At 66.3% G+C, this 24,215-nt stretch carries 20 protein-coding genes and 1 rRNA gene; 9 read left to right on the top strand and 12 right to left on the bottom strand.

Annotated elements, in window-relative coordinates:
* Position 1: 1 nt before the first annotated feature.
* Together aosR and clpS are read right to left on the bottom strand one after the other, a co-directional pair.
* Complete coding sequence (gene aosR, locus AC4ELH_RS04535; RefSeq protein WP_064885691.1) at positions 2 to 580, bottom strand: oxidative stress transcriptional regulator AosR; 579 nt, start codon at positions 578 to 580, stop codon at positions 2 to 4.
* Between the two features lie 6 nt (positions 581 to 586).
* Positions 587 to 901, bottom strand: a complete 315-nt coding sequence (clpS, locus tag AC4ELH_RS04530) for an ATP-dependent Clp protease adapter ClpS (RefSeq protein ID WP_055116122.1) — start codon at positions 899 to 901, stop codon at positions 587 to 589.
* A gap of 104 nt (positions 902 to 1,005) precedes the next feature.
* Between clpS and AC4ELH_RS04525 the strand changes: the two genes are divergently transcribed.
* The 3 genes from AC4ELH_RS04525 to AC4ELH_RS04515 all read left to right on the top strand — a co-directional run bounded on the left by AC4ELH_RS04525 (position 1,006) and on the right by AC4ELH_RS04515 (position 5,855).
* The gene (locus tag AC4ELH_RS04525; RefSeq protein WP_498883420.1) at positions 1,006 to 2,280 is read left to right on the top strand and encodes a nicotinate phosphoribosyltransferase; all 1,275 of its coding nucleotides are present in this window, start codon (positions 1,006 to 1,008) and stop codon (positions 2,278 to 2,280) included.
* The gene (locus tag AC4ELH_RS04520; protein WP_064961195.1) at positions 2,277 to 4,319 is read left to right on the top strand and encodes an ATP-dependent DNA helicase; all 2,043 of its coding nucleotides are present in this window, start codon (positions 2,277 to 2,279) and stop codon (positions 4,317 to 4,319) included. The genes AC4ELH_RS04525 and AC4ELH_RS04520 overlap by 4 nt, the downstream gene beginning before the upstream one ends.
* A 93-nt stretch (positions 4,320 to 4,412) precedes the next feature.
* Positions 4,413 to 5,855 carry a neutral zinc metallopeptidase gene (locus AC4ELH_RS04515; protein WP_498883340.1) on the top strand — a complete coding sequence of 481 codons (1,443 nt, stop codon included), beginning with the start codon at positions 4,413 to 4,415 and terminating at the stop codon, positions 5,853 to 5,855.
* A gap of 4 nt (positions 5,856 to 5,859) precedes the next feature.
* Here the strand turns inward: AC4ELH_RS04515 and AC4ELH_RS04510 are convergent, their stop codons facing one another.
* The 3 genes from AC4ELH_RS04510 to AC4ELH_RS04500 form a co-directional block, all read right to left on the bottom strand.
* A complete protein-coding gene (locus tag AC4ELH_RS04510) occupies positions 5,860 to 6,585 on the bottom strand; it encodes an MspA family porin (protein ID WP_064885699.1) in 726 nt (241 codons plus the stop codon).
* Between the two features lie 98 nt (positions 6,586 to 6,683).
* Positions 6,684 to 7,532: a Vgb family protein gene (locus AC4ELH_RS04505; protein ID WP_498883339.1), complete on the bottom strand. Its 849-nt coding sequence runs from the start codon at positions 7,530 to 7,532 to the stop codon at positions 6,684 to 6,686.
* Positions 7,529 to 10,120, bottom strand: a complete 2,592-nt coding sequence (locus tag AC4ELH_RS04500; protein ID WP_498883338.1) for a glycosyltransferase family 1 protein — start codon at positions 10,118 to 10,120, stop codon at positions 7,529 to 7,531. The genes AC4ELH_RS04505 and AC4ELH_RS04500 overlap by 4 nt, the downstream gene beginning before the upstream one ends.
* Before the next feature lie 200 nt (positions 10,121 to 10,320).
* On the opposite strand from AC4ELH_RS04500, the gene AC4ELH_RS04495 reads away from it, so the two are divergent.
* Positions 10,321 to 12,417 carry an alpha-1,4-glucan--maltose-1-phosphate maltosyltransferase gene (locus tag AC4ELH_RS04495; RefSeq protein ID WP_498883337.1) on the top strand — a complete coding sequence of 699 codons (2,097 nt, stop codon included), beginning with the start codon at positions 10,321 to 10,323 and terminating at the stop codon, positions 12,415 to 12,417.
* Between the two features lie 7 nt (positions 12,418 to 12,424).
* Positions 12,425 to 14,632, top strand: a complete 2,208-nt coding sequence (gene glgB / locus AC4ELH_RS04490) for a 1,4-alpha-glucan branching protein GlgB (protein WP_448447828.1) — start codon at positions 12,425 to 12,427, stop codon at positions 14,630 to 14,632.
* Positions 14,633 to 14,715: 83 nt separating this feature from the next.
* On the opposite strand, the gene AC4ELH_RS04485 is transcribed toward glgB, so the two are convergent.
* Genes AC4ELH_RS04485 through AC4ELH_RS04475 form a run of 3 tightly spaced genes read right to left on the bottom strand, consistent with a single transcriptional unit; the run spans position 14,716 to position 17,258 of the window.
* Positions 14,716 to 15,624 (bottom strand): tetratricopeptide repeat protein, encoded by a 909-nt coding sequence (locus AC4ELH_RS04485; RefSeq protein ID WP_498883336.1) that lies wholly within the window; start codon positions 15,622 to 15,624, stop codon positions 14,716 to 14,718.
* Positions 15,625 to 15,637: 13 nt separating this feature from the next.
* Positions 15,638 to 16,021, bottom strand: a complete 384-nt coding sequence (locus AC4ELH_RS04480) for a DUF3817 domain-containing protein (protein ID WP_110917082.1) — start codon at positions 16,019 to 16,021, stop codon at positions 15,638 to 15,640.
* A 55-nt stretch (positions 16,022 to 16,076) separates the two neighbouring features.
* Positions 16,077 to 17,258, bottom strand: a complete 1,182-nt coding sequence (locus AC4ELH_RS04475) for an acetyl-CoA C-acetyltransferase (protein ID WP_064961200.1) — start codon at positions 17,256 to 17,258, stop codon at positions 16,077 to 16,079.
* Positions 17,259 to 17,340: 82 nt separating this feature from the next.
* On the opposite strand from AC4ELH_RS04475, the gene mce reads away from it, so the two are divergent.
* Complete coding sequence (gene mce, locus AC4ELH_RS04470) at positions 17,341 to 17,817, top strand: methylmalonyl-CoA epimerase (RefSeq protein ID WP_064885712.1); 477 nt, start codon at positions 17,341 to 17,343, stop codon at positions 17,815 to 17,817.
* Here mce and AC4ELH_RS04465 read toward each other — a convergent pair.
* Positions 17,814 to 18,095 (bottom strand): Rv1322 family protein, encoded by a 282-nt coding sequence (locus AC4ELH_RS04465; protein WP_064885714.1) that lies wholly within the window; start codon positions 18,093 to 18,095, stop codon positions 17,814 to 17,816. The two genes, mce and AC4ELH_RS04465, sit on opposite strands and share 4 nt — an antisense overlap.
* Positions 18,095 to 18,766, bottom strand: coding sequence for an endonuclease NucS (gene nucS, locus AC4ELH_RS04460; RefSeq protein WP_064961210.1), 672 nt, complete (start codon positions 18,764 to 18,766; stop codon positions 18,095 to 18,097). Before nucS ends, AC4ELH_RS04465 begins: the two co-directional genes overlap by 1 nt.
* 46 nt (positions 18,767 to 18,812) lie before the next feature.
* Between nucS and AC4ELH_RS04455 the strand changes: the two genes are divergently transcribed.
* A complete protein-coding gene (locus tag AC4ELH_RS04455) occupies positions 18,813 to 20,417 on the top strand; it encodes an adenylate/guanylate cyclase domain-containing protein (protein ID WP_498883335.1) in 1,605 nt (534 codons plus the stop codon).
* Here AC4ELH_RS04455 and glsA read toward each other — a convergent pair.
* Positions 20,414 to 21,697, bottom strand: coding sequence for a glutaminase A (gene glsA, locus AC4ELH_RS04450; RefSeq protein WP_064885718.1), 1,284 nt, complete (start codon positions 21,695 to 21,697; stop codon positions 20,414 to 20,416). The genes AC4ELH_RS04455 and glsA overlap by 4 nt on opposite strands.
* Positions 21,698 to 21,784: 87 nt before the next feature.
* Between glsA and AC4ELH_RS04445 the strand changes: the two genes are divergently transcribed.
* Positions 21,785 to 23,278: a DNA-3-methyladenine glycosylase 2 family protein gene (locus AC4ELH_RS04445; RefSeq protein WP_498883419.1), complete on the top strand. Its 1,494-nt coding sequence runs from the start codon at positions 21,785 to 21,787 to the stop codon at positions 23,276 to 23,278.
* Positions 23,275 to 23,772, top strand: coding sequence for a methylated-DNA--[protein]-cysteine S-methyltransferase (locus AC4ELH_RS04440; protein ID WP_448447816.1), 498 nt, complete (start codon positions 23,275 to 23,277; stop codon positions 23,770 to 23,772). Before AC4ELH_RS04445 ends, AC4ELH_RS04440 begins: the two co-directional genes overlap by 4 nt.
* Positions 23,773 to 23,892: 120 nt before the next feature.
* Here the strand turns inward: AC4ELH_RS04440 and rrf are convergent.
* Positions 23,893 to 24,006: ribosomal RNA gene (gene rrf / locus AC4ELH_RS04435) — 5S ribosomal RNA — on the bottom strand.
* Positions 24,007 to 24,215: the final 209 nt, after the last annotated feature.

Here is a 24,215-nt window from a genome sequence, read left to right as displayed (position 1 = left end):
CCTATCTCCCCATCAGGCCGAGGACGAGGTACTCCTGCAGCACGGTCAGCCACTGATAGACGTCGAGGTGCCCGGCCATCGGATGCTCGGCGGGCAGCTGGTCGGGGCCCTGCGCACCGATGTCGAGCATGGTTCCCAACGCCAGCCGGATGTCGTTGACCGCCGCGGCCCACGACTCGGCGTCGTCCTGCGTCAGCTCGAGTTTGCCGCCGCCGTCCGGGATGGTGTCCAACAAACGTTGGGCCGCTTCGCGTTTGGCGTCGATGATGGTCGGTTCATGTAGTCCGCGCAGCGCACTGTTGAGACTCTCGGCGGTGCCCGAACCCGCGGGATGCTCGGTCTGCGGTCGATAGAAATCCGGGAGCAGACGCTTCATCGTGGCGTCCTCGGGCGGCTGCGGATTGCCGGTCTTCATGCCGGTGATCATCTCGAGTTCGTCTGTGGGCCCAGACGATCCACGCTCGTCGAGCATGCCCAGCATCGAGGTGCCCAGGCTTGACAGCAGCGCGGCCTCGTGGGCCTCCAACGCCGAGCGGAAGCGCAGACCGTCGGCGGTCTCGACCCTTTTCCATTTACGCACAGTCGATCAGCGGTCCTGTTGCATCGTGGCCCACAGCCCTGCGGCGTGCAGTTTGGACACATCGGTTTCCATCGACTCGCGACTGCCTGCCGACACCACGGCCTTGCCTTCGTTGTGTACCTGCAACATCAGCTTGGTCGCGTGCGGCTCGCTGTATCCGAACAATTTCTGGAACACGTAGGTGACGTAGGTCATCAGGTTGACCGGATCGTCCCAGACGATGGTCACCCATGGGCTTTCGGTGGCTGTCTCTTCCCGGGGCGCCGCCTCGACGCTGCGCTCCTCGCGGGTCCCCGGACGGGCCTTCGCCGGTGTAACCATGGGCCCACAATACCGGCCGGGGAGCCGCGCTATTGAAGCAGCTGCGAACAGCTACGGTTGCTGGTGTGACCGTCGCGTTGCTCACCGACAAGTACGAGCTGACGATGCTCGCCGCCGCGCTGCGCGACGGCACGGCGTACCGCCGCACCACGTTCGAGGTCTTTGCCCGCCGACTCCCCGAAGGGCGCCGGTACGGCGTGGTCGCCGGCACCGGACGGTTTGTGGAAGCGTTGGCACAGTTCAGCTTCTCGCCGGAGGAATTGACCGGGCTCTCCGAGTTCCTCGATCCCGCGACTCTGGATTATCTGGCCAACTACCGGTTCAGCGGTGACGTCGACGGCTACGCCGAGGGCGAGCTCTATTTTCCGGGTTCACCGGTGCTTTCGGTGCACGGAACCTTCGCCGAGTGTGTGGTCCTCGAGACGCTGGTGCTCTCAATCCTCAACCACGACACGGCGATCGCTTCGGCGGCTGCCCGGATGACCAGCGCCGCCCAGGGCCGCCCGATGATCGAGATGGGCTCACGACGTACCCACGAGTTGGCGGCCGTGGCCGCAGCGCGGGCGGCCTACCTGGCCGGGTTCACCGGATCTTCCAATCTGGCCGCCCAGCAGCGCTACGGCGTCCCCGCGCTGGGCACCGCGGCGCACGCCTACACGCTGCTGCACACCACCGAGTCCGGCCCCGACGAGCAGGCCGCGTTCCGCGGCCAGGTGGCTGCGCTCGGCGTCGACACTACCCTGCTGGTGGACACCTACGACATCACCACCGGGGTGGCCAACGCGATCGCCGCGGCCGGACCGCAGCTGGGCGCCGTCCGCATCGACTCGGGCGATCTGGGGGTGCTGGCCCGTCAGGTGCGCCAGCAGCTCGACGGCCTCGGGGCCACCGGAACCCAGATCGTGGTCTCCGGTGACCTCGACGAGTTCGCGATCGCTGCCCTGCGCGCCGAGCCCGTCGACAGCTATGGCGTCGGCACCTCGGTTGTCACCGGATCGGGCGCACCGACCGCCGGGATGGTCTACAAGCTGGTCGAGGTCGACGGGATCCCGGTGGCCAAGCGCAGCAGCCGCAAGGAATCCCACGGTGGCCGCAAACAGGCGCTCCGGCTGGCCAAGGCCTCGGGCACGGTCGTCGAGGAAGTGGTCTACCCGCACGGCCAGGCTCCCTCGGAGCCCACGGGGCTCACCGCGCGCCGGCTGACGGTGCCACTGGTCACCGACGGCGTCCCCGCCGAAGGGCACCACCCGTCCGCCGACCTGACCACCGCGCGCCAACGGGTGGCCGCGGGTCTGCACAGCCTGCCGTGGGATGGCCTCAAACTTTCTCGTGGCGAGCCGGCCATTCCCACCCGGGTCATGGCGTCGGCCCAGACATGACGACCAAATCGAAGCCATCCCGCGAGGTGGCCAATGTGGTGACCAATCTCCTCAAGATCGCCGTCAAAGGGCTCGGCGGTGCCAGTCGCCCCGGTCAGGTCCAGATGGCCGAGGCCGTCGCGAACGCCTTCGAGTCCGGGGAACACCTGGCCGTGCAGGCCGGCACCGGCACCGGCAAATCGCTGGCCTATCTGGTGCCGTCGATCGCCCGCGCGCTGCAGACCGAGCAACCGGTGGTCGTCTCGACGGCCACCATCGCCCTACAACGCCAACTGGTCGACCGGGACCTGCCGCGGTTGGTGAACTCACTGGCCGAAGCGCTGCCCCGCAAGCCTACCTTCGCGCTGCTGAAGGGCCGCGGAAATTATCTGTGCCTGAACAAGATTCACAACGGATCGGCCGAGGAGCCGGCGGACCGGCCTCAGGACGAGCTGTTCTCCCCCATGGCGGTCAGCGCCATGGGCCGCGATGTGCAACGGCTGACGGAATGGTCTTCGGACACCGAGACCGGCGATCGCGACGAGGTGACCCCCGGCGTGCCCGACCGATCGTGGTCGCAGGTCAGTGTCTCTGCACGCGAGTGCATCGGGGTGTCGCGTTGCCAGTTCGGTACCGACTGCTTCGCCGAGCGCGCCAGGGAGAAGGCCGGGGCCGCCGATGTCATCGTCACCAACCACGCACTGCTGGCCATCGACGCACTCTCCGATTTCTCGGTGCTGCCCGAGTACGAGCAACTGGTGGTCGACGAGGCTCACGAACTGGCCGACCGGGTGACCGGGGTGGCCACCGCCGAATTGTCGGCGACCTCCATGGCGGTGGCACACCGCAGGATGTCCCGTTTGGTGGATGACGAACTGGCAGAACGGTTCGAGGCCGCGACTGCGACGCTGTCCTCGATGCTGCACGAGCTCGACGCCGGCCGCATCGATGTGCTCGACGAGGAACTGGGCACCTACCTGACCGCACTGCGCGACGCCGCCAACGCGGCGCGCACTGCCATCGACACCACGCCCAGCGATCCGCAGGCCGCCTCGGCCCGCACCGAGGCCGTCACCGCACTGAGCGACGTCAGTGACACCGCCACCCGGATCCTCACGTCGTTCGTCCCGCCCATACCCGACCGCGTCGATGTGGTGTGGGTGGAACAGTCGGACGGGCCGAACGCCGGAAACACCGGAGCTCCCCGGCCCGGACGCAGCCTGCTGCGGGTGGCACCGATGTCGGTATCGGGACTGTTGCGCACCAGGCTGTTCGCCAACACCACCGCGGTGTTGACCTCGGCAACGCTGACCCTCGGTGGCAACTTCGACGCGATGGCGCGCAACTGGGGTCTCGGCGGTTTCTCCGACGACAATGAGCCGGCCAAACCAGGCTGGCGCGGCCTCGATGTCGGATCACCTTTCGACCACGCCAAATCCGCAATCCTCTATGTTGCCAAGCATTTACCGCCTCCGGGGCGCGACGGCACCGACAGCAGGACACTCGATGAGATCGAGGGGCTGATCACCGCGGCCGGTGGTCGCACCCTTGGCCTGTTCTCGTCGATGCGCGCAGCCAAGGCCGCCGCCGAGGTCATGCGCGGACGGCTGTCCACGCCGGTCCTGTGCCAGGGCGAGGACACCACTTCGGCTCTGGTGCAGAAGTTCTCAGACGATCCGGAGACGTCGCTGTTCGGCACCCTTTCGCTGTGGCAGGGGGTGGACGTGCCCGGGCCGTCGCTCTCGCTGGTGCTGATCGACCGGATTCCGTTCCCCCGTCCCGACGATCCGTTGTTGACCGCCCGGCAGCGGGCGATCAGCGCACACGGTGGCAACGGCTTCATGGCGATCGCCGCCAACCACGCCGCGCTGCTCCTCGCCCAGGGCACCGGCCGGCTGCTGCGCCACACCGATGACCGCGGCGTCATCGCGGTGCTCGACTCCCGGTTGGCGACCGCCCGCTACGGCGGGTACCTGCGCTCGTCACTGCCGCCGTTCTGGTCCACCACCGACCCCGAACGGGTACGTCAGTCGCTGAAGCGGCTGCGCGGCGCGAGCTGATATCGCACCCTGCGCTCGCTCGGTTAACTATTGTGTGCGGCAATTACCCGCGCGGATGGTCAAGGCCGCCAGAGTGCACCGGAAGGCGGCAACATGAGCCGACGCGCCCTGTTCGGCTTCGCTTTTGCCGTCTGCACGGTGTTGCCGCTGGCGGGCTGCTCGTCTCTGGTGGACGGCACGGCGGTGTCGGTGTTCAGCGACCCCTTCTCGGTTGCCGGCATGCCCGCCACCGACGGTTCGAGCGGTTTGCGCCCCGACGCCGAGAAGCCCTCACGCAAGGTCACCAACTCCGATGGCGGCAAGATCGACAACCTCGCCGCCAGCGCCGTCAGCGACCTCGAGGAGTACTGGTCGGATGCCTACTCCGAGGCGTTCGAAGGTGACTTCCAGCCGGTGCGCGCGCTGATCTCGTGGGACGCCGAGAGTTTCGACGGTGGGTTCTGCGGGATGGAGACCTACGGACTCGTCAACGCCGCGTTCTGCAAACCCGATCGGACCATCGGCTGGGACCGAGGCGTGCTGATGCCCGGGCTGCGCCGGCAGAACGGCGACATGGGCGCCGTCATGGTGCTCGCCCACGAGTACGGCCATGCCATCCAGCAGCAGGCCGGACTGGTCAACCGTAAGACGCCCACCCTGGTCGCCGAACAGCAGGCCGACTGTCTGGCAGGCAGCTACATGCGATGGGTGGCCCAAGGCGACTCGCCGCGGTTCTCACTCAGTACCGCCGACGGGCTCAACAAACTGCTCGCTGCAGTGATCGCGTTCCGCGACCCGCTGCTCACCGAGGCCGAGGCCCGGGTCGGGATCGACGAGCACGGGTCGGCGTTCGAACGGATCTCGGCCTTCCAATTCGGGTTCACCGACGGGCCCGCGGCCTGCGCCGCGATCGACGGCAAGGAGATCAACCAGCGGCGCGGCGACCTTCCGGTCCTGCTACCCGAAGACCAGAGCGGCGACCTGGACATCACCGAACACTGGGTGCGCTCGATGGTCGACGCGCTCAACATCCTCTTCGAACCGGCGAGCCCCCCGCAGCTCAGCTTCCGGCCCGAGGCGGCGGCGGACTGCGCGAACGCACAGCCCAGCCCCCCGGCCTCCTACTGCCCTGACACCAACACCATCGTGGTCGACCTGGCCGAGATGCAAGCATTGGCAACACCCTCCGACGAGGTCGACGTCGGCGATCTGGCCGGTGGTGACAACACCGCGTTCTCGGTGCTGATCTCGCGCTACACCCTGGCCCTTCAGCATGCCCGGGGCCTGGTGCTCGACAACGCCGAGGCGGCGCTGCGCACCGCCTGCCTGACCGGCGTGGCCACCGCCAAGATGATCAAGCCCGTGAACCTGCCCAACGGCGACACCATCCTGCTGACCGCGGGCGACATCGACGAGGCGGTATCGGGCATCCTCACCAACGGGTTGGCGGCCAGTGACGTCAACGGAGAGTCGGTGCCCTCCGGGTTCGCCCGCATCGATGCGTTCCGGGTCGGCATCCTCGGTGACGAGCCGCGCTGCCTGAAGCGCTTCTCGTGACGGCTCAGACCACCTTCGTGGTGCCGTACCAGGCAAGGACCGCCTCGGACTCGTCGGTCGACCGGGTCAGCACCGCATAGGACCGGATGAACGACTGCCCCACGCAGCCGTCGATCTTCACCCTGAAGTTGCTGATCATCACCCATGGCTCGGTGCCCTTGAATTCCTTCTCGGTCACCGGGATGAGGTTGATGATGCCGGGTTTGAGTCCGATGGTGATGCCGCCGCCGATGTTGGAGCCGACTCCCGGCAGGATGCCCTCGGGCCAGGGCGTGACCACATCGGTGCCGAGAATGCCGACAGATGAGTTGAGTCCAACGGTGCCGGTCAGCGCGACACCGTTGGAGGTACTCATGTCGATGCCGCAGCCGATCTGGTAACCGGCCTCCAGCGTGCCCCGCGGCTCGTCGCCGCCGGGGCCCGCCATCAAACCGCGGTAGGTACCACCGACGACATACTCGCGGGAGGAGATTGCCGTCGTCAGAGGTGGCACCGTGGCCCGCGTCTCGTCACTGGCCGACACCGTGAGGTCCCAGCCATCCGGGGTTTTGAGGGTGGCCGGCGGGGTCGACTCGACCAGATCGGCATCGGCCGGTTCACCCGGCTTGGGCAGCACATCGGCCACCACCTCGATTTCGGGGGCGACGACGGGATCGGCCCAGGCCGGGGCAACCGACACCGTGCATCCCAGGGCCGCGGCCGTGAGCAGTCCCAACGAGCGAATCAACACAGGCGGCCTCTCGTTACAGTCCCCCGCGGGAACGTATCGCCACGTTCCCGAAGGGAACCTGCCTATGTACTTACCTGACCGTTGCTGGCGGCGGTCACTCAGGTCGGCATTTTCAGGACGAATCCAAATTCCAGCGCCACCCAGCAGGCCCCGTCGGGACCGATCGCCAACCCGTGCGGTTCGCTTCCGGACGGCAGGTCGATGGTCACCACGTCACCGTCGCCACTGATCCGGGCGACCTGGTCGGCACCCCAGAGGCTGACCCAGACGCCATCGGTCGGGTCGGCGACCACCGCGTGCGGTTTGCCCGGCAGGTCGAGCTCCTGGATCGCGTCGTGGACCGGGATCCTGCCCACCTTGTCGGCGCGGATCTCGGTGAACCAGACCGCATCGTCATGGGTGGCCGCGATGCCCACCGGACCGGCTGCGGCAGTGGGTAGTTCGCGAACCGTGAGATTTCCGTCGACGGTCAGCCGGCCAACCTTGCCGGTCTCGTTGAGGGTGAACCACAACGCGTCATCGGGCCCCTTGGTGATCATCGACGGCATCCCGCCGACCACGGCCTGGCTGCTGATCTCGCCATCGGTGCCGATCCGGCAGATCTCGCCCGACGACATCGTGGTGAACCACATGGCATCGTCGGGGCCCGCGGTGATGCCGAATGGTGAACTGCCCTCGGGCAATTCGAACGAACTCAGCTCCCCGGCCGTGGTGATCCGGCCGATGCGATCGTCACCGGAGCGAGTGAACCAGAGGGCCCCGTCCGGTCCGGCCGCGATGATCGACGGACGCGCACACTCCGCGACCGGATACGTGGTCACCTCACCGGCGGCCGAGACCCGGGCGACGGCGCCGGCATGCACCAGCGTCACCCACATCGCGCCGTCGCTTCCGGCCGCCAGCGCGTACGGTCCACCGTCGAGCTGAACTTTGAGCGCGTTACTCAAGCCAGTGCCACCAGGCCCAACTCGTTGTCCGCGGTCAGCAACCGATGGTGCGGTAACACCCGGACGGTGTACCCCACCGGTCCGGCCACCGGCAGCGGCGTGCTCGTGGAGAACACCTCGGTGCCGCCCTCTGCCGATCCGGTGTGCGTCATCGGCACGGTCACCGGATTCAGGATCACGTCGCGGGCGTCCACGCGGCCCAGCACGGCCTGCACCGTGACCTCGTCGGGCCTCAGCCCGGCCAACTGCACTGTGGCCGTCAGCGTCAGCTGTGACCCCAACAGCGGCGTATCCGGCAGGCCATAGCTGTCCACATCGGTGATCTGGATCTTCGGCCAGGCCTCCTGGGCACGGCGCCGGTAGGTGGCCAGTTCCCTGGCTGCACCGAACGGCTCACCCGAGGTGGCCTCGACGGTCTCGCGCAACGACAGCGCCGCAGGCATGTAGTACTTCTCGGTGTAGTCGCGCACCATGCGCGAGGCCAGCACCTTGGGCCCCAGCACCTGCAAGGTGTGGCGCACCATCTCGACCCACCGCGTCGGGACGCCATGCTCGTCGCGCTCGTAGAACTTGGGGGTGACCGCATGCTCGAGCAGGTCGTACAGGGCGGCGGCCTCCAGATCGTCACGACGCGCCTCGTCCTCCACGCCGTCGGCGGTCGGGATCTCCCATCCGTTCTCGCCGTCGTACCACTCGTCCCACCAGCCGTCCCGGATGGACAGGTTCAGCCCGCCGTTGAGCGCGCTCTTCATGCCCGACGTGCCACACGCCTCCAGCGGCCGCAACGGATTGTTCAGCCAGACGTCACAACCCCAGTACAAAAACCGGGCCATCGACATGTCGTAATCGGGCAGGAACGCGATGCGATGGCGCACCTCCGGACGGTCGGCGAACCGCACGATCTGCTGGATCAGCGCCTTGCCCCCGTCGTCGGCCGGGTGCGACTTACCGGCCACGATCAGCTGCACCGGCCGTTTCTCGTCGAGCAGCAGCTTCTCCAGCCGCTCCGGGTCACGCAGCATCAGCGTCAACCGCTTGTAGGTCGGCACGCGCCGCGCGAACCCGACCGTCAGCACCGACGGGTCGAAAGCCGTTGCGATCCAGCCAAGTTCGGCCTCGGATGCGCCGCGTTCCAGCCAGGAACGGCGCAACCGGTCACGGACATCAGCGATGAGCGTCTCGCGCAACTGCGAACGGATCCACCACATATGGCCGGGTTCGACCTCCTGCAGGCGTTCCCACACCGCCGGTTCGGCCGCCTCGGAGCCGATCAGCTCGCGGCCCAGTGCCAACCACTGCGGCGCCGCCCAGGTCGGGGCGTGCACACCGTTGGTGATTGAGCCGATCGGGACCTCGGCCCGGTCGAACCCCGGCCACAGGTCGTTGAACATGGCGCGGCTGACCCGGCCGTGCAGCAGCGACACCCCGTTGGCCCGCTGCGCCAGCCGCAGACCCATGTGTGCCATGTTGAACTTCGACGGATCGTCCTCGGCACCGAACGCGACAACCCGGTCCAGCGGCACACCGGGCAGGAGCCGGGAGTCGGCGGGGCCACCGGGTGGGCTGCCGAAGTAGCTCCTGATCATCTCGACCGGGAACCGGTCGATCCCGGCAGGCACCGGAGTGTGGGTGGTGAACACCGTCGAGGAACGCACCACCGTCAGTGCGGTGTCGAAATCCAGTCCCGCCGCGACCAGTTCGCGGATACGCTCCACGCCAAGAAATCCGGCGTGACCCTCGTTCATGTGGAAAACCTCAGGGGCAGGCAGGTTTTCGATCTCGGTGAACGCCCGGATCGCACGAATACCGCCGATGCCGGCCAGTATCTCCTGCTTGATCCGGTGTTCCTGATCGCCGCCGTAGAGGCGGTCGGTGACCCCGCGCAGTTCGTGCTCGTTCTCCGGAACGTCGGAATCGAGCAGGAGCAGCGGAATCCGTCCCACCTGCGCGATCCAGACCCGAGCCCGCAGTTCCCGGGCCTCCGGCAACGCCAACTCCACCAGTACCGGTGCCCCGGACGCGTCGGTGAGCAGACGCAACGGCAGGCCCTGCGGGTCCAGCGACGGATAGGTCTCGTGCTGCCAACCGTCGGCAGTCAACGACTGCCGAAAGTAACCCGAGCGGTAGTAGAGACCGACCGCGATCAACGGCAGCCCCAGATCCGACGCGGATTTCAGATGGTCGCCGGCCAGGATGCCCAGGCCGCCCGAATAGTTGGGCAGCACCTCGGCGACGCCGAACTCCATCGAGAAGTACGCGATGCCCTTCGGCATGGCGACGCCGTCGTCGATCTGCTGCTGGTACCACAGCGGGCGGCTCAGATAGTTGTCCAGGTCGGCGGCCAGCTCGTCGAGCCGGCCCAGGAAGGATTCGTCGCCCGCCAGTTCGTCCAGCCGTTGCGGACTGACCGCCCCCAGCAACGCCACCGGATCCCCCTTGGTCTGCTGCCACAGCTCGGAGTCGAGCATGGCAAACAGATCCTGGGTGGGTTTGTGCCACGACCAGCGCAGGTTGATCGACAGCCGTTCCAGCGCCGCCAACCGCTCGGGAAGGTGCGCGCGGACGGTGAACCTTCTGAGGGCTTTCACGCGATCCAACCTTACTGACAATTCCGGGTCGTGCAGCGGTGAGCGATATCCGTTCAGACGGTGTTATCCGTACGAGCGGCGGTCTGGTCATGCTTAACGCCCGCCAGATTGGGCAGCCCATTACGGTGGGTATCAGACACGCGACAAGGCGAGTGCACGAGAGACAGCCGCTTGATCGAGACGACGTGAGGAGTGGATGGGTGGCCGGTCGAATCGGAATCGACGATGTCGCGCCTGTGATCTTCGGCGGACAGTTCCCGGCAAAAGCCGTCGTCGGCGAGGTGGTGCCGGTGCGCGCCACCGTCTGGCGCGAGGGACATGACGCGGTCGCGGCCACCTTGGTCGTGCGGTATCTCGGTACGGACTACCCGCAGCTGGCGACCGGACCCGGCACCGCGGCCGCGCCGGTGCCCATCGACACCGTGCTGCCCACCAACCCGGGGGTGCGTCCTTCGCAACGCATCAAGCCCCAGGCCCTGCCGATGTCCACCGGAAACACCCCCGATGTCTTTCACGGCCAGTTCACGCCCGACACCGTCGGCCTGTGGACCTACCGGGTCGACGGCTGGGGCGATCCGCTGTCCACCTGGCGGCACGCGGTCGAGGCCAAGCTCGGCGCAGGTCAGAGCGAAGCCGAGTTGTCCAACGACCTTCTGGTCGGGGCGCGTCTGCTCGAGCGCGCTGCCGCGGGGGTACCCCGCAAACTGCGCGATCCGCTGATCGAGGCCGCCGCGGCACTGCGTATCCCCGGTGACCCGTTCCGCCGTGCGGGGGCGGCACTGTCCGAAGAGGTCACCGAACTGCTCGAGCAGTACCCGTTGCGCGAGTTGGTCACCCGCGGTGAGCAATACGGTGTCTGGGTGGACCGGCCGCTGGCCAGGTTCTCGTCGTGGTACGAGATGTTCCCGCGGTCCACGGGCGGCTGGGACAAGGCCGGACATCCCGTGCACGGGACATTCGCCACCGCCGCCGAGCAGCTGCCCCGGATCGCCCGCATGGGCTTCAACATCGTGTATCTGCCGCCCATCCACCCGATCGGCAAGGTGCATCGCAAGGGACGCAACAACGCGGTCACCGCCGCACCGGACGACGTCGGGTCACCGTGGGCCATCGGCAGCGACGAGGGCGGCCACGACGCCGTGCACCCTGCACTCGGCACGATCGACGACTTCGACGACTTCGTGGCCGCCGCCCGAAAACAAGGTGTCGAGGTGGCACTCGATCTCGCATTGCAGTGCGCGCCGGATCACCCATGGGCCGCAGCGCATCCGGAGTGGTTCACGGTACTGCCCGACGGCACCATCGCGTACGCGGAGAATCCGCCCAAGAAATACCAGGACATCTACCCGCTCAACTTCGACAACGATCCCGCCGGCCTGTACCACGAGGTGCTGCGGGTGGTGCGGTTCTGGATCTCGCACGGTGTCAAGGTGTTCCGCGTCGACAACCCGCACACCAAACCGCCGAACTTCTGGGTCTGGCTGATCGCCGCGGTCAAGAACGAAGATCCGGACGTGCTGTTCCTGTCCGAGGCCTTCACCCGTCCCGCCCGGCTCTACGGGCTGGCCAAGCGCGGTTTCACCCAGTCCTACACGTACTTCACCTGGCGTACCAACAAGTGGGAGCTGACCGAGTTCGGCAACGAGATCACCGGGAACGCCGACAGCGCACGGCCCAGCCTGTGGGTCAACACGCCCGACATCCTGCACGAGTCGCTGCAACACGGCGGTCCCGGGATGTTCGCGATCCGCGCGGTGCTGGCCGCCACCATGAGCCCGTCATGGGGCATGTATTCGGGTTTCGAGCTGTTCGAGCACCGAGCCGTCCGGGAGGGCAGCGAGGAATACCTGGATTCGGAGAAATACGAGCTGCGTCCCCGTGATTTCGCGGCGGCGATGGCCGAGGGCCGTTCGCTCGAACCGTTCGTGACCCGCCTCAACGAGATCCGGCGCCTGCACCCGGCCCTACGCCAGCTTCGGACCCTGACCTTCCACCACGTCGACAACGACGCACTGCTGGCCTACAGCAAGTTCGACCCGATCACCGGAGACACCGTGCTCGTGGTGGTCACGCTCAACGCGTTCGGCCCGGAAGAAGCCATGTTGTGGTTGAACATGGAGACACTGGGTATGGAATCGCATGACCGGTTCTGGGTACGCGACGAGATCACCGGCGAGGAATATCAATGGGGACAGTCGAATTACGTCCGCCTCGACCCCGCCAAGGCGGTGGCACACGTGCTGAACATGCCGCTCGTACCCTATGAGCAACGACTGGGCTTGCTACGCAGGGAATGAGAACAAGATGACGAGAAGCAACCACCTCACCGACAGACATCTGCGGCCCGACCCATCGGACATCCAGCGGCTGCTGATCGGGCAACACCACGACCCGCATTCGGTGCTGGGGGCCCACGAGTACAACGGCCGGACCGTGATCCGGGCCTACCGCCCGCACGCCGCCAAGGTCGTGGCGGTGATCGGCGGCGACCGATTCCCCATGCAGCACATCGACTCCGGACTTTTTGCCGTGGCCGTTCCGTTCGCCGGCCTGGCCGACTACCGCCTGGAGATCGGCTATCCGGGCGCCGACGAATCCATCTTCACCCTCACCACCGCCGACGCCTACCGGTTCCTGCCCACCCTCGGCGAACTTGACCTTCATCTTTTCGCCGAAGGGCGCCATGAACGGCTCTGGGAGATCCTGGGCGCGCACCCGCGCAGTTTCACCACCCCTGACGGGGTCGTCGAGGGCGTGTCGTTCGCAGTGTGGGCACCGAATGCCAAGGGCGTCAGCGTGATCGGTGACTTCAATCACTGGGACGGCAACGAGGCCCAGATGCGGGCGCTGGGCTCGTCGGGGGTCTGGGAGTTGTTCTGGCCGGGGTTCCCGGTCGACGGCCTGTACAAATTCCGCGTCCACGGCGCCGGCGGGTTCACCACCGACCGCGCAGATCCGATGGCCTTCGCCACCGAGGTGCCGCCGCAAACTGCGTCGCGCGTCACCACCAGCTCGTACACCTGGACCGACGGCAAGTGGATGACCCAGCGCGCCGCACAGAATCCGGTGTTCGAGCCGATGAGCACCTACGAGGTGCACCTGATGTCGTGGCGTCCCGGGCTCAGCTACCGGCAGTTGGCCACCGAACTCACCGAATATGTTGTGGAACAGGGTTTCACCCATGTCGAACTGCTCCCCGTGGCGGAGCACCCGTTCGGCGGATCGTGGGGCTACCAGGTCACGTCCTATTACGCCCCGACCTCCCGGTTGGGCACACCTGACGATTTTCGGTTCCTGGTGGATTCACTGCACCGGGCCGGGATCGGGGTGATCGTCGACTGGGTCCCGGCCCATTTCCCCAAAGACGCCTGGGCCCTTGGCCGTTTCGACGGCACGCCGCTGTACGAGCATTCCGACCCGCGCCGCGGGGAACAGCTCGACTGGGGTACTTACGTCTTCGACTTCGGTCGCCCCGAGGTACGCAATTTCCTCGTCGCCAATGCGCTGTACTGGCTGCAGGAATACCACGTCGATGGCCTGCGCGTCGATGCCGTCGCCTCGATGCTCTACCTCGACTACTCCCGCCCCGAGGGAGGTTGGACGCCCAACATCTACGGCGGGCGGGAGAACTTGGAGGCGGTGCAGTTCCTGCAGGAGATGAACGCCACCGTGCACAAGGCGAACCCCGGAATCGTCACCATCGCCGAGGAGTCGACGTCCTGGCCCGGCGTCACCCGCCCGACCAACCTCGGCGGCCTTGGGTTCTCGATGAAATGGAACATGGGTTGGATGAACGACACGCTCGACTACGTCAGCCATGACCCGGTGCATCGCAGCTACCACCATCACGAGATGACGTTCTCGATGCTGTACGCGTTCAGTGAGAACTATGTGCTGCCCATCAGCCACGACGAGGTCGTGCACGGAAAGGGCACGCTATGGACCCGGATGCCCGGCGACGACCACGCCAAGGCCGCCGGCCTGCGCAGCCTGCTGGCCTACCAGTGGGCCCATCCGGGCAAGCAACTGCTGTTCATGGGCCAGGAATTCGGACAGCGGGCCGAATGGTCCGAGGAGCGCGGGCTGGACTGGTTCCAGCTCGACGAGCAAGGCTTCTCCGGCGGCGTACAACGCCTGGTGCGCGATCTCAACGGGATCTACGCGCGCCACCCGGCGTTGTGGAGCCGCGACACCAGCCCCGAGGGCTATTCGTGGATCGACGCCAACGACTCCGCCAACAACGTGCTGAGCTTCCTGCGGTTCGGTGCCGACGGTTCCGTGCTGGCCTGCGTGGTGAACTTCGCCGGCAGCGAGCACAGCGAATACCGGCTCGGTCTACCTTATGCCGGTGACTGGCAGGAGGTGCTCAACACCGACGCGACGATCTACAACGGGTCCGGTATCGGGAACATGGGCGCGGTGCAGGCCACCGACGAGCCGTGGCACGGCCGCCCAGCCTCAGCGGTGATGGTTCTGCCGCCGCTGGCGATGCTGTGGTTCGAGCCCGCCTGACGCGCGACTCCACCGCCGAGCAGACACAAAACTGCCCCTTTTCGCGTGAAAAGGGGCAGTTTTCTGTCTGCTCGGCGAAGTGCTCAGTAGAGCGCGTTGGCCAGATTGCGGCGGCCGGCCACCACCTCGGGATCGGCGGGGTCGAACAGGTCGAACAGTTCGATGAGACGGGTCCGCACCTTGGTCCGGTCGTCGCCGGCGGTGCGCTTGATCAGTGCGATGAGCCGATCGAAGGCGGCCGACACCTCTTGAGCCAGGAGTTCGGCATCGGCCGCGGCGAACGCGGCGTCGATGTCGTCGGGAGCAGCGTCGGCGACGGCAACGGCATCGGGGCGCTGCGCGCTGGCCCGCTGCAGGAACGCGATCTGTCGCACCGCGCCCTTGGCCTCGGCATGGTTGGGCTGGGCATCGAGAATCGCCTGATACGCGGCGGCGGCGGCGGGGAAGTCCCCTTCGTCCAGGTGGGCACGGGCCGCAGCGAGCTCGGGATCGACCGGCTCCGCCTCGCCGTCACCGTCACCGGACCCCGTCAGCTTGCCCGCGGTCGCGTCGAGGAGCGAATCGACCCAGCGACGGAGTTCGTCGGCCGGCTGAGAGCCCTGGAAGCTGGCGATCGGCTGGCCTCCGGCAAGCGCAACCACGGTGGGCACGCCCTGGATGCCGAACATCTGCGCCACCCTCGGGGTGGTGTCGACGTTGACCAGCGCCAGGGACCATTTGCCGTTGTCGGCGTCAGCCAGACCGGCCAGGGTCTCCCCCAGCGCGGCACTGGAATCGCTGCGCGGCGACCACAGCAGCACCACCACCGGCACCTGACCGGAGCGGACCAGCACCTCGGCTTCGAAGTTGGCTTCGTTGACCTCGGTGACATTCGGGCCGCCGGGCGCACTGGGGCTGCCACCGCCGGCGCCCGCCGCGGGCCGCTGCTTGAGTGCCGAGAGGTCAACAGCGCCGGCCAGCGCCGGCCCCACAGAAGGTCGTGGACGAGTCACGCCATCAAGTCTGTCACGTCGTTTCCGGGACAGTCCCGCCCGGTTGTGCCACCAGCGCGGGAGCCCCGCCCGATTCGATGCGGGCAGTCCGATCCGCCCACATGACAAAGATCACACTGCCCAATGGCACGATGCTGGCCAGCAACGCCAGAAACCAGGTGCCCACGCCCCACTTGCAGGCAATACCAACCAGCAGAGCGGCCACCACGAAGGCGACGAAGACGCCCCCGTGTATCGGCCCGAACACCTTGACACCGATCTCGGTGCGCGGACTGCCCAGGTACTTGAAATACATGCCGACCAGCAGGCCGGCCCAGCTCACCGCCTCAGCGAGGGCGATGAGCCGGAACCAGCCGGAAACCGTGCGCAGGTCGAAGGAGCGTGTCATGGCCGCCATTGTGCCCGAAGTGACGGCCAGCTACTACGCAGCGTCGTTTTGAGTCGTCGGTTAACTACGGGCGACGCAGGATCAGGGCATCGCCCTGGCCACCGGCACCGCAGAGCGCGGCCACCGCGTAGCCGGACCCCTTGCGCGCCAGTTCCAGCGCCGCGTGCAGCGTGATGCGCGCACCGGACATCCCGATCGGGTGACCGATGGCGATCGCGCCGCCGTTCACATTGACCTTGGCCGGGTCGACGCCCAGCTCCTTGGTCGAGGCCAGCGACACCGCAGCGAACGCCTCGTTGATCTCGAGGACGTCCAGCTGATCGACGCTGATGCCCTCGCGCTCGACGGCCTTCTTGATCGCGTTGGCGGGCTGGCTCTGCAGCGTGGAGTCCGGGCCGGCCACCACACCGTGGGCACCGATCTCACACAGCCAGTCCAGACCCAGCTCCTGCGCCTTGGCCTTGCTCATCACCACTACCGCGGCCGCACCGTCGGAGATCTGCGACGACGAGCCGGCAGTGATGGTGCCGTCCTTGCGGAAGGCCGGACGCAGGCCGCCCAGCGATTCGGCGGTGGTGTTGGCCCGGATGCCCTCGTCCTCGGCGAACTCGATCGGGTCACCCTTGCGCTGCGGGATCGACACGGGCACCACCTCGTCGGCGTACACCCCGTCCTTCCATGCCGCGGCGGCCTTCTGGTGCGACTGAGCAGCAAACTCGTCCTGCTCGGTGCGGGTGAACTTGTCGACGTCGTTGCGCTGCTCGGTGAGTGCGCCCATCGGCTGATCTGTGAACACGTCGTGCAGACCGTCGTAGGCCAAGTGGTCGACCAGCGTCGCATCGCCGTACTTGTAGCCCTCACGGCTCTTGGGCAGCAGGTGCGGGGCCTGGCTCATCGACTCCTGCCCACCGGCGACCACGACCTCGAATTCGCCGGCGCGGATCAGCTGGTCGGCCAGCGCGATCGCATCGATGCCCGACAGGCACATCTTGTTGATGGACAGGGCCGGCACATCCCAGCCGATGCCTGCGGCTACGGCGGACTGGCGAGCGGGCATCTGACCGGCGCCGGCGGTCAGCACCTGGCCCATGATCACGTAGTCCACCAGCGAAGCGTCGACCTTCGCCTTCTCGAGGGCGCCGCGGATTGCGATCGCGCCCAGGTCACTGCCGGAAAAATCCTTCAGCGAGCCCATCAACTTGCCAACCGGAGTACGCGCTCCAGCAACAATCACCGACGTGGTCATTCTTTCCTCCAAAGCCATGGTCCAAGAGCTGTGTGGGCGATCACACATACGCAAACGTTCAGGTAAAGGTTACCGTTGCGTTATGACCGCCGAACAGGTTGATGCCCGTCCCGCACTCGCTTCCGCGCTGGTGACGGCGATCGATCACGTCGGTATCGCCGTTCCCGATCTCGATGCCGCGGCCAAGTGGTACCACGACCACCTCGGCATGATTGTCCTCCACGAGGAGATCAACGAAGACCAGGGTGTGCGTGAGGCCATGCTCTCGGTTCGCGGCGCCGCCAAGGGCAGCGCCCAGATCCAGCTGCTGGCCCCGCTGAACGAGAAGTCGACGATCGCCAAGTTCATCGATCGCAGCGGCCCCGGTCTGCAGCAGCTGGCCTACCGGACCAGCGACATCGACGCACTGAGTGAGCGCCTGCGGAGCCAGGGAGTTCGGCTGCTCTACGAAGCTCCCCGCAAGGGCACGGCGAACTCGCGCATCAACTTCATCCACCCCAAGGATGCCGGCGGCGTGCTGATCGAACTGGTCGAACCGGCCGCGGATTCAGAGCACTAGGACCACTTTCTCGTCGGGCCGCGATTGGCCCGATTCGCCCAGCAGGCGGTGTGCCAGTGCCTGCGGTCATCGACATCGCCGACATCGACCGGCAACACCACCACATGCGCGGTGGCCACACGAATCTCGTGGTCGCATCCGGGGCATCGATAGACCTTCACCGCACGTGAGGCGGTAACCACCCGCACCTCGTAGTCGTAACCGTCGGGCCCCGTCTCGACGCGACGTGACATCGGCGGTGGCGCGAACCGCCGATCCTCACGACGCCGACGGCGCATCAGAACAGCCGGTATTCGTCGCTGTCCATACCCCGCATCTGGTCGTAATCCAAAGTCACGCAGCGGATTCCGCGGTCAGTGGCCAGCGTCCGGGCCTGCGGTTTGATCTGCTGGGCAGCGAACACACCGGCCACCGGAGCCAGCACGGTATCGCGGTTGAGCAGCTCGAGATAGCGGGTCAGCTGCTCCACCCCGTCGATCTCGCCGCGGCGCTTGATCTCCACCGCCACCGAGCGGCCCAGCTCGTCGCGGCACATCAGATCCACCGGACCGATCGCGGTCGGGTACTCCCGGCGCACCAGCGTGTAGCCGGCGCCCAACAGCTCGACGTGTTCGGCCAAGAGCACCTGTAGGTGCGCTTCCACACCGTCCTTCACCAGTCCGGGATCGACTCCGAGTTCGTGGCTGGAGTCGTGCTCGACGTCTTCGACCGTGATGCGCAGCTGCTCACCGGCCTTGTTCTCGACCACCCACACCGGCGCCCCGTCGCCCTCATCCTCGGTGAGCCAGCACGGCGGACTCATCCAGTTCAGCGGCTTGTAGGCGCGATCATCGGCATGGACACTGACCGAACCGTCGGACTTGAACAACAACAGCCGGCGGGCCGATGGAAGGTGAGCGGTCAGCCGCCCGACATAGTCGACGGTGCACTGGGCAATCACGAGGCGCACCCGATCCACCTTAAGGGCATGGCGAACGAACTAGGCTGACGCCACAATGAACTCCGACAAATCGCTGGCACGACGGCTGGGCCGCGTCCTTGAGGGTGTCACCCGCCAGAACAGCCGGATCCCGGACACCCCGGAATACGGATCGTGGGTGTTGGGCCGGGTATCGGAGAGTCAGCGTCGGCGCAGGGTGCGCATTCAGGCCATCCTGACGGCATTCGTGATCCTCGGGAACCTGCTCGGTATCGGCATCTCGATGATCATCGTCACCCTGTTGTTCCCATCGCCGGCTGTGTTCGACCCGTCGGTCCGCTGGATCACCTTCATCGTGGCACCCGCTTACATGGGAACGGCGTTGATCGTCGGGGTGTTCTGGGCGACGACCCGGGTGATCGACAATGTGCGCTGGGCCATCGAGGAACGTCCACCGACCGTCGCGGATCAGCGGAACACCTTCCTCGCCCCGTTCCGGCTCACCCGGGTGCTGCTGATCCTGTGGGGCGTGGGCACCGCGTTGTTGACGACGCTCTACGGTCTGGTCGACACCAATTACATTCCGAAGTTCCTGCTGGGCATCAGTTTTCCCGGCATCGTGGTGTCGGTCAGCTGCCATCTCTTCACCGAGTTCGCACTGCGGCCGGTCGCCGCGCAGGCGCTGGAAGCGGGCCCGCCGCCGGTCCGGCTGGCGCAGGGCATCATGGGTCGCACCATGGTGGTATGGGCGCTGAGCTCGGGCGTTCCCATCCTGGGCATCATGCTGGCCGCGGTGTTCGCCGTGACGCTCAACAACCTGACACCGGTCCAATTCGCCTACGCCGTCATCGGTCTCGGCTCGTTTGCGCTGGTGTTCGGATTCCTGCTGATGTGGATCCTGTCCTACCTGACCGCGACCCCGATTCGGGTGGTGCGTGCCGCGCTCAATCGCGTCGAGCAGGGTGATCTGGACACCAACCTCGTGGTGTTCGACGGCACCGAACTCGGCCAGCTGCAACGGGGATTCAACTCCATGGTGCACGGGCTGCGCGAGCGCGAGCGAGTGCGCGATCTGTTCGGCCGGCATGTCGGCCGTGAAGTCGCCGCACTGGCCGAACAGGAGAAGCCTGTCCTCGGTGGCGAGGAACGCCACGCCGCAGTGATTTTCGTCGACGTCATCGGCTCGACCCAGCTGGTCACCACCAGGCCGGCGGTCGAGGTCGTCGATCTGCTCAACAGATTCTTCGCTGTCATCGTCGATGAGGTCGACAATCACCGCGGCCTGGTCAACAAGTTCGAGGGTGACGCCATCCTCGCGGTGTTCGGCGCGCCGGTCTCTCTTCCCATCGCCGAGGACGAAGCCCTTGGAGCCGCACGGGCGATCGCGCAACGGTTGCGTGCCGAGGTTCCCGAGCTGAAGGCAGGCATCGGGGTCGCGGCGGGCCAGGTGGTGGCGGGCAACGTGGGCGCCAAGGAACGCTTCGAATACACGGTGATCGGCGAGCCGGTCAACGAGGCGTCACGGTTGTGCGATTTCTCCAAGCAGGTGCCCGGGCACCTGGTGGCCTCATCGGACACCATCGCCAACGCATCTGAAACCGAAAGGGCTCGTTGGTCACTGGGCGAGTCGGTCCCCCTGCGAGGCCTCGGTGAGCCGACCCGCGTCGCCGTGCCGACCTAGCCTGCACACCTCCGCAGCGCCGCATTCACCGCCTCGTCGAGGGTGCGGAACACGATGGCGTCGTAATCGTCGTGCCGGTCGGCAGGCACCACACGACCGTCAGGGTCGACGAGATAGGCCTCCTTGCCAGCTGCGGTCAGGTTGGCCCGCATCCCGGTGAGCATGCCGCGGGCAGCGTCGTTGATGTCGTCGACGCGGGTGACGTCCAGCACGGCCACGTCGTACCGACCACGGTCATGGTCGGCGGTCCGCAGCACCTGCTCGGCTCCGGCGAACAAGAGGTCTCCCTGGACCTCGTAGACCCGGATGCCCGGCCCTGCGTCGAACACGGCCCGCAAGGTCGATGACGACTCACGAGTGACGCTGAGGAAGTGCAATCCCAGCTGCGAAGAGAGGTTTCGGCACACCTGTACGCCGCGCACACTGTTACCGCGAGCATCCAGCCGCGGCGAGTAGACGCCGATCCCGAGTTGGCCGGGCAGCACCGCCACGATGCCACCGCCGACGCCGCTCTTGGCGGGCATGCCCACAGCACTGACCCAATCGCCTGTCGCGTCGTACATCCCGCAGGTCACCATCACACTGAGGGTGCGGCGCACCACGTGTGCGTCGATCACCCGTCTCCCGGTCAACGGATTGAGCCCACCCCGCGCCAACGTGGCGGCCATGCGCGCCAGGTCGGTACTGGTGACCTTGACCGAACACTGCCGGAAGTACACATCCAGCACGTCATCCGGATCACCGTCCAGCACACCGAAACTGGCCAACATGTAGGCGATCGCGCGGTTGCGATTGCCCGTGGCCTTCTCCGAGTCATAGACATCCATGTCGATCTCGAGTCGTCGGCCCGCACATGCCGAGTAGAAGTCGTGGATGCGGTCGAACTGCTCATCGGGACCCGCTCCGGGGACCAGCGAAACCGCTGCAATCGCACCAGCGTTGATCATCGGGTTCTTCGGTGTCTTGGTCACATCGTCGACGCTGATCTCGTTGAACGCTTCACCGGAGGGTTCCACCCCGATCCTGGCGTCCACCGCATCCTGGCCGATCAGGTCCAGCGCCAGGGCATACGTGAAAGGTTTCGAAATCGACTGGATGGTGAATTCGAGTGCAGCATCGCCGGATTCGTAGACATAGCCGTCCGAGGACGACAGGCTGAGCCCGAAACCCTCGGGGTCGACGTTGGCGAGTTCGGGGATGTAGTTTGCCAGGGCACCATCCCGCGTATCGATCTGCTCGGCACGAATCCGGTCCAGGTACTGCTGCACCAGCTCGGCCACAGGACGAAGTCTAACCGCGAGCCAAGCCCCACGACCATGTCGTTTTTCCGCTAGTGCGGCGCTGGATACCGTGCCATCGTGGAACGCATGCACGAAGATTTCGACCGCTGCTACCGCGCAGTCCAATCCAAGGACGCACGGTTCGACGGTTGGTTCGTCACCGCCGTGCTCACCACAGGTATCTACTGCCGTCCCAGCTGCCCGGTGCGCCCACCTTTCGCCCGGAACATGCGGTTCTATCCGACCGCGGCGGCCGCCCAGGCGGCCGGGTTCCGGGCCTGTAAACGGTGCCGTCCCGACGCCTCGCCCGGTTCCCCGGAATGGAACGTGCGCGGCGACATCGTCGCGCGGTGCATGCGGCTCATCGCCGACGGCATCGTGGACCGCGAAGGGGTGACGGGGCTCGCCGCCCGCGTCGGGTACACCAGTCGGCAGCTGCAACGCATCCTGCAGGCCGAGCTGGGTGCCAATCCCCTGGCCCTGGCTCGGGCCCAGCGCGCCCAGACGGCTCGGGTCCTGATCGAAACCACTGAGATCCCGTTCGCCGATGTCGCGTTCGCCGCGGGTTTCGCCAGCATCCGGCAGTTCAACGACACCGTCCGCGCGGTGTGCGATCTCACGCCCACCCAGCTTCGCCAACGGGCCCGGAGGAAATTCACCACCGCGGTGTCCGCCGCTCCCGGTGTTGTGTCACTACGGCTGCCGGTGCGGACCCCGTTCTCCTACGAAGGTTTGTTCGGCCATCTGGCGGCCAGTGCGGTGCCGGGGTTGGAGGAGGTCCGCGACGGGCAGTTCCGGCGCACCCTGCGACTGCCGCACGGTCATGGCGTGGTCGGCCTGGCACCTCAACCAGACCATGTCCGCTGCCTGTTGGTGCTCGACGATTTCCGTGACCTGTCGGCCGCCATTGCGCGGTGTCGACGGCTGTTGGACCTGGATGCCGACCCGGAGGCGGTCGTGGAAGCGCTACAGGTGGATCCAGCGCTCGCGGCGGTGGTGGCCAAGGCGCCCGGACAACGCATTCCCCGCACAGTCGACGAAACCGAACTGGCGCTCCGGGTGGTGATCGGCCAACAGGTCTCGATCAAGGCTGCACGTACGCATGTGGGTCGCCTGGTCGCCGGTTACGGAACACCGATCTCCGGCGACACGGGCGGTTTGACCCACGTCTTTCCCGACGTCACGGATCTCGTCGGGCTGGATCCAGCGCATCTCGCGATGCCGGCCTCACGAAGACGGACGGTGGCGGCCATGGTTCAGGCCATCGCCGCCGGCGATCTGGTCCTGGACCCCGGCTGCGATTGGGACCGCACCCGCGAGCAGTTGCTTGCGCTTCCCGGGGTGGGGCCGTGGACGACAGAGGTGATCGCGATGCGTGGCCTCGGTGATCCAGATGCCTTCCCTGCCACCGATCTCGGGGTGCGCGCTGCTGCCGAACACTTGGGCATGCCGGCGAACGGCCTCATGGAGCACAGCACGCGGTGGCGCCCATGGCGCGCCTATGCGACACAACACCTGTGGACCACCCTGGACCACGCGGTGAACGAATGGCCCCCGCACGATCCAGAGGAGAAGTCATGACGACACTGCAGTACCGCACGATGGACAGCCCGGTCGGTCTACTCACGCTGGCCGGCCGCGATGGCCGGCTCAGGCATCTCCGGATGGTCGATCAGACGTATGAACCGAGCCGCGAAGGGTGGGAGCGCGACGACGCAGCATTCCCCGACGCCGTCGACCAACTGACCGCCTACTTCGCCGGCGACCTCACCGAATTCGAACTGGAACTGGACATGGTGGGCACCCAGTTTCAGCGCCGGGTGTGGGAGGCCCTGCAAACCATCCCGTACGGGGAAACTTGCTCTTACGGCGAGATCGCGCGCCAGATCGGATCGCCGAGCGGATCACGCGCGGTCGGACTGGCCAATGGGCACAATCCGATCGGAATCATCGTGCCGTGCCATCGGGTGATCGGCGCCAATGGCAGCCTCACCGGATACGGCGGCGGACTCGACCGCAAGCGAGCATTGCTGGAATTGGAGAAGAGCCGCACAATGCCGGCACTTTTCAATTAACCGACCACTGAGGCGCGTTTTCAATTATCGAATTGCGAACGCGCCTCTAGTAAAAGGTCCCGACATACAAAAATGCCCGAGCCCTCCAATCGAAATTGGAGGGCTCGGGACTTAATTTGTGTTCGGCGGTGTCCTACTTTTCCACCCGAGAGGGTAGTATCATCGGCGCTGGCAGGCTTAGCTTCCGGGTTCGGGATGGGACCGGGCGTTTCCCTGCCGCTATGGACCGCCGTAACTTTATTCACCCGTTTCTGGGTGTAAACCTTTGTGTTTTGGTGGTGGGGTGCGGTATCGCACTCCATACACAAGTGTGTGGGTGTTCGTGAATTGTGGTTGCGAGGCTTGTTGTGCGTCTTACTGAAACCCATCAAACATTGGTGTTTGTTGGTTGTTGTAAGTTTTCGGCCGGTTAGTGCCAGTTCCCTTCACCCATTACTGGGCTT

It is taken from the genome of Mycobacterium shunyiense (assembly GCF_058270075.1).
The sequence above is the reverse complement of the archived record's forward strand: the minus strand, read 5'-3'. Positions and strand labels throughout refer to the sequence as shown.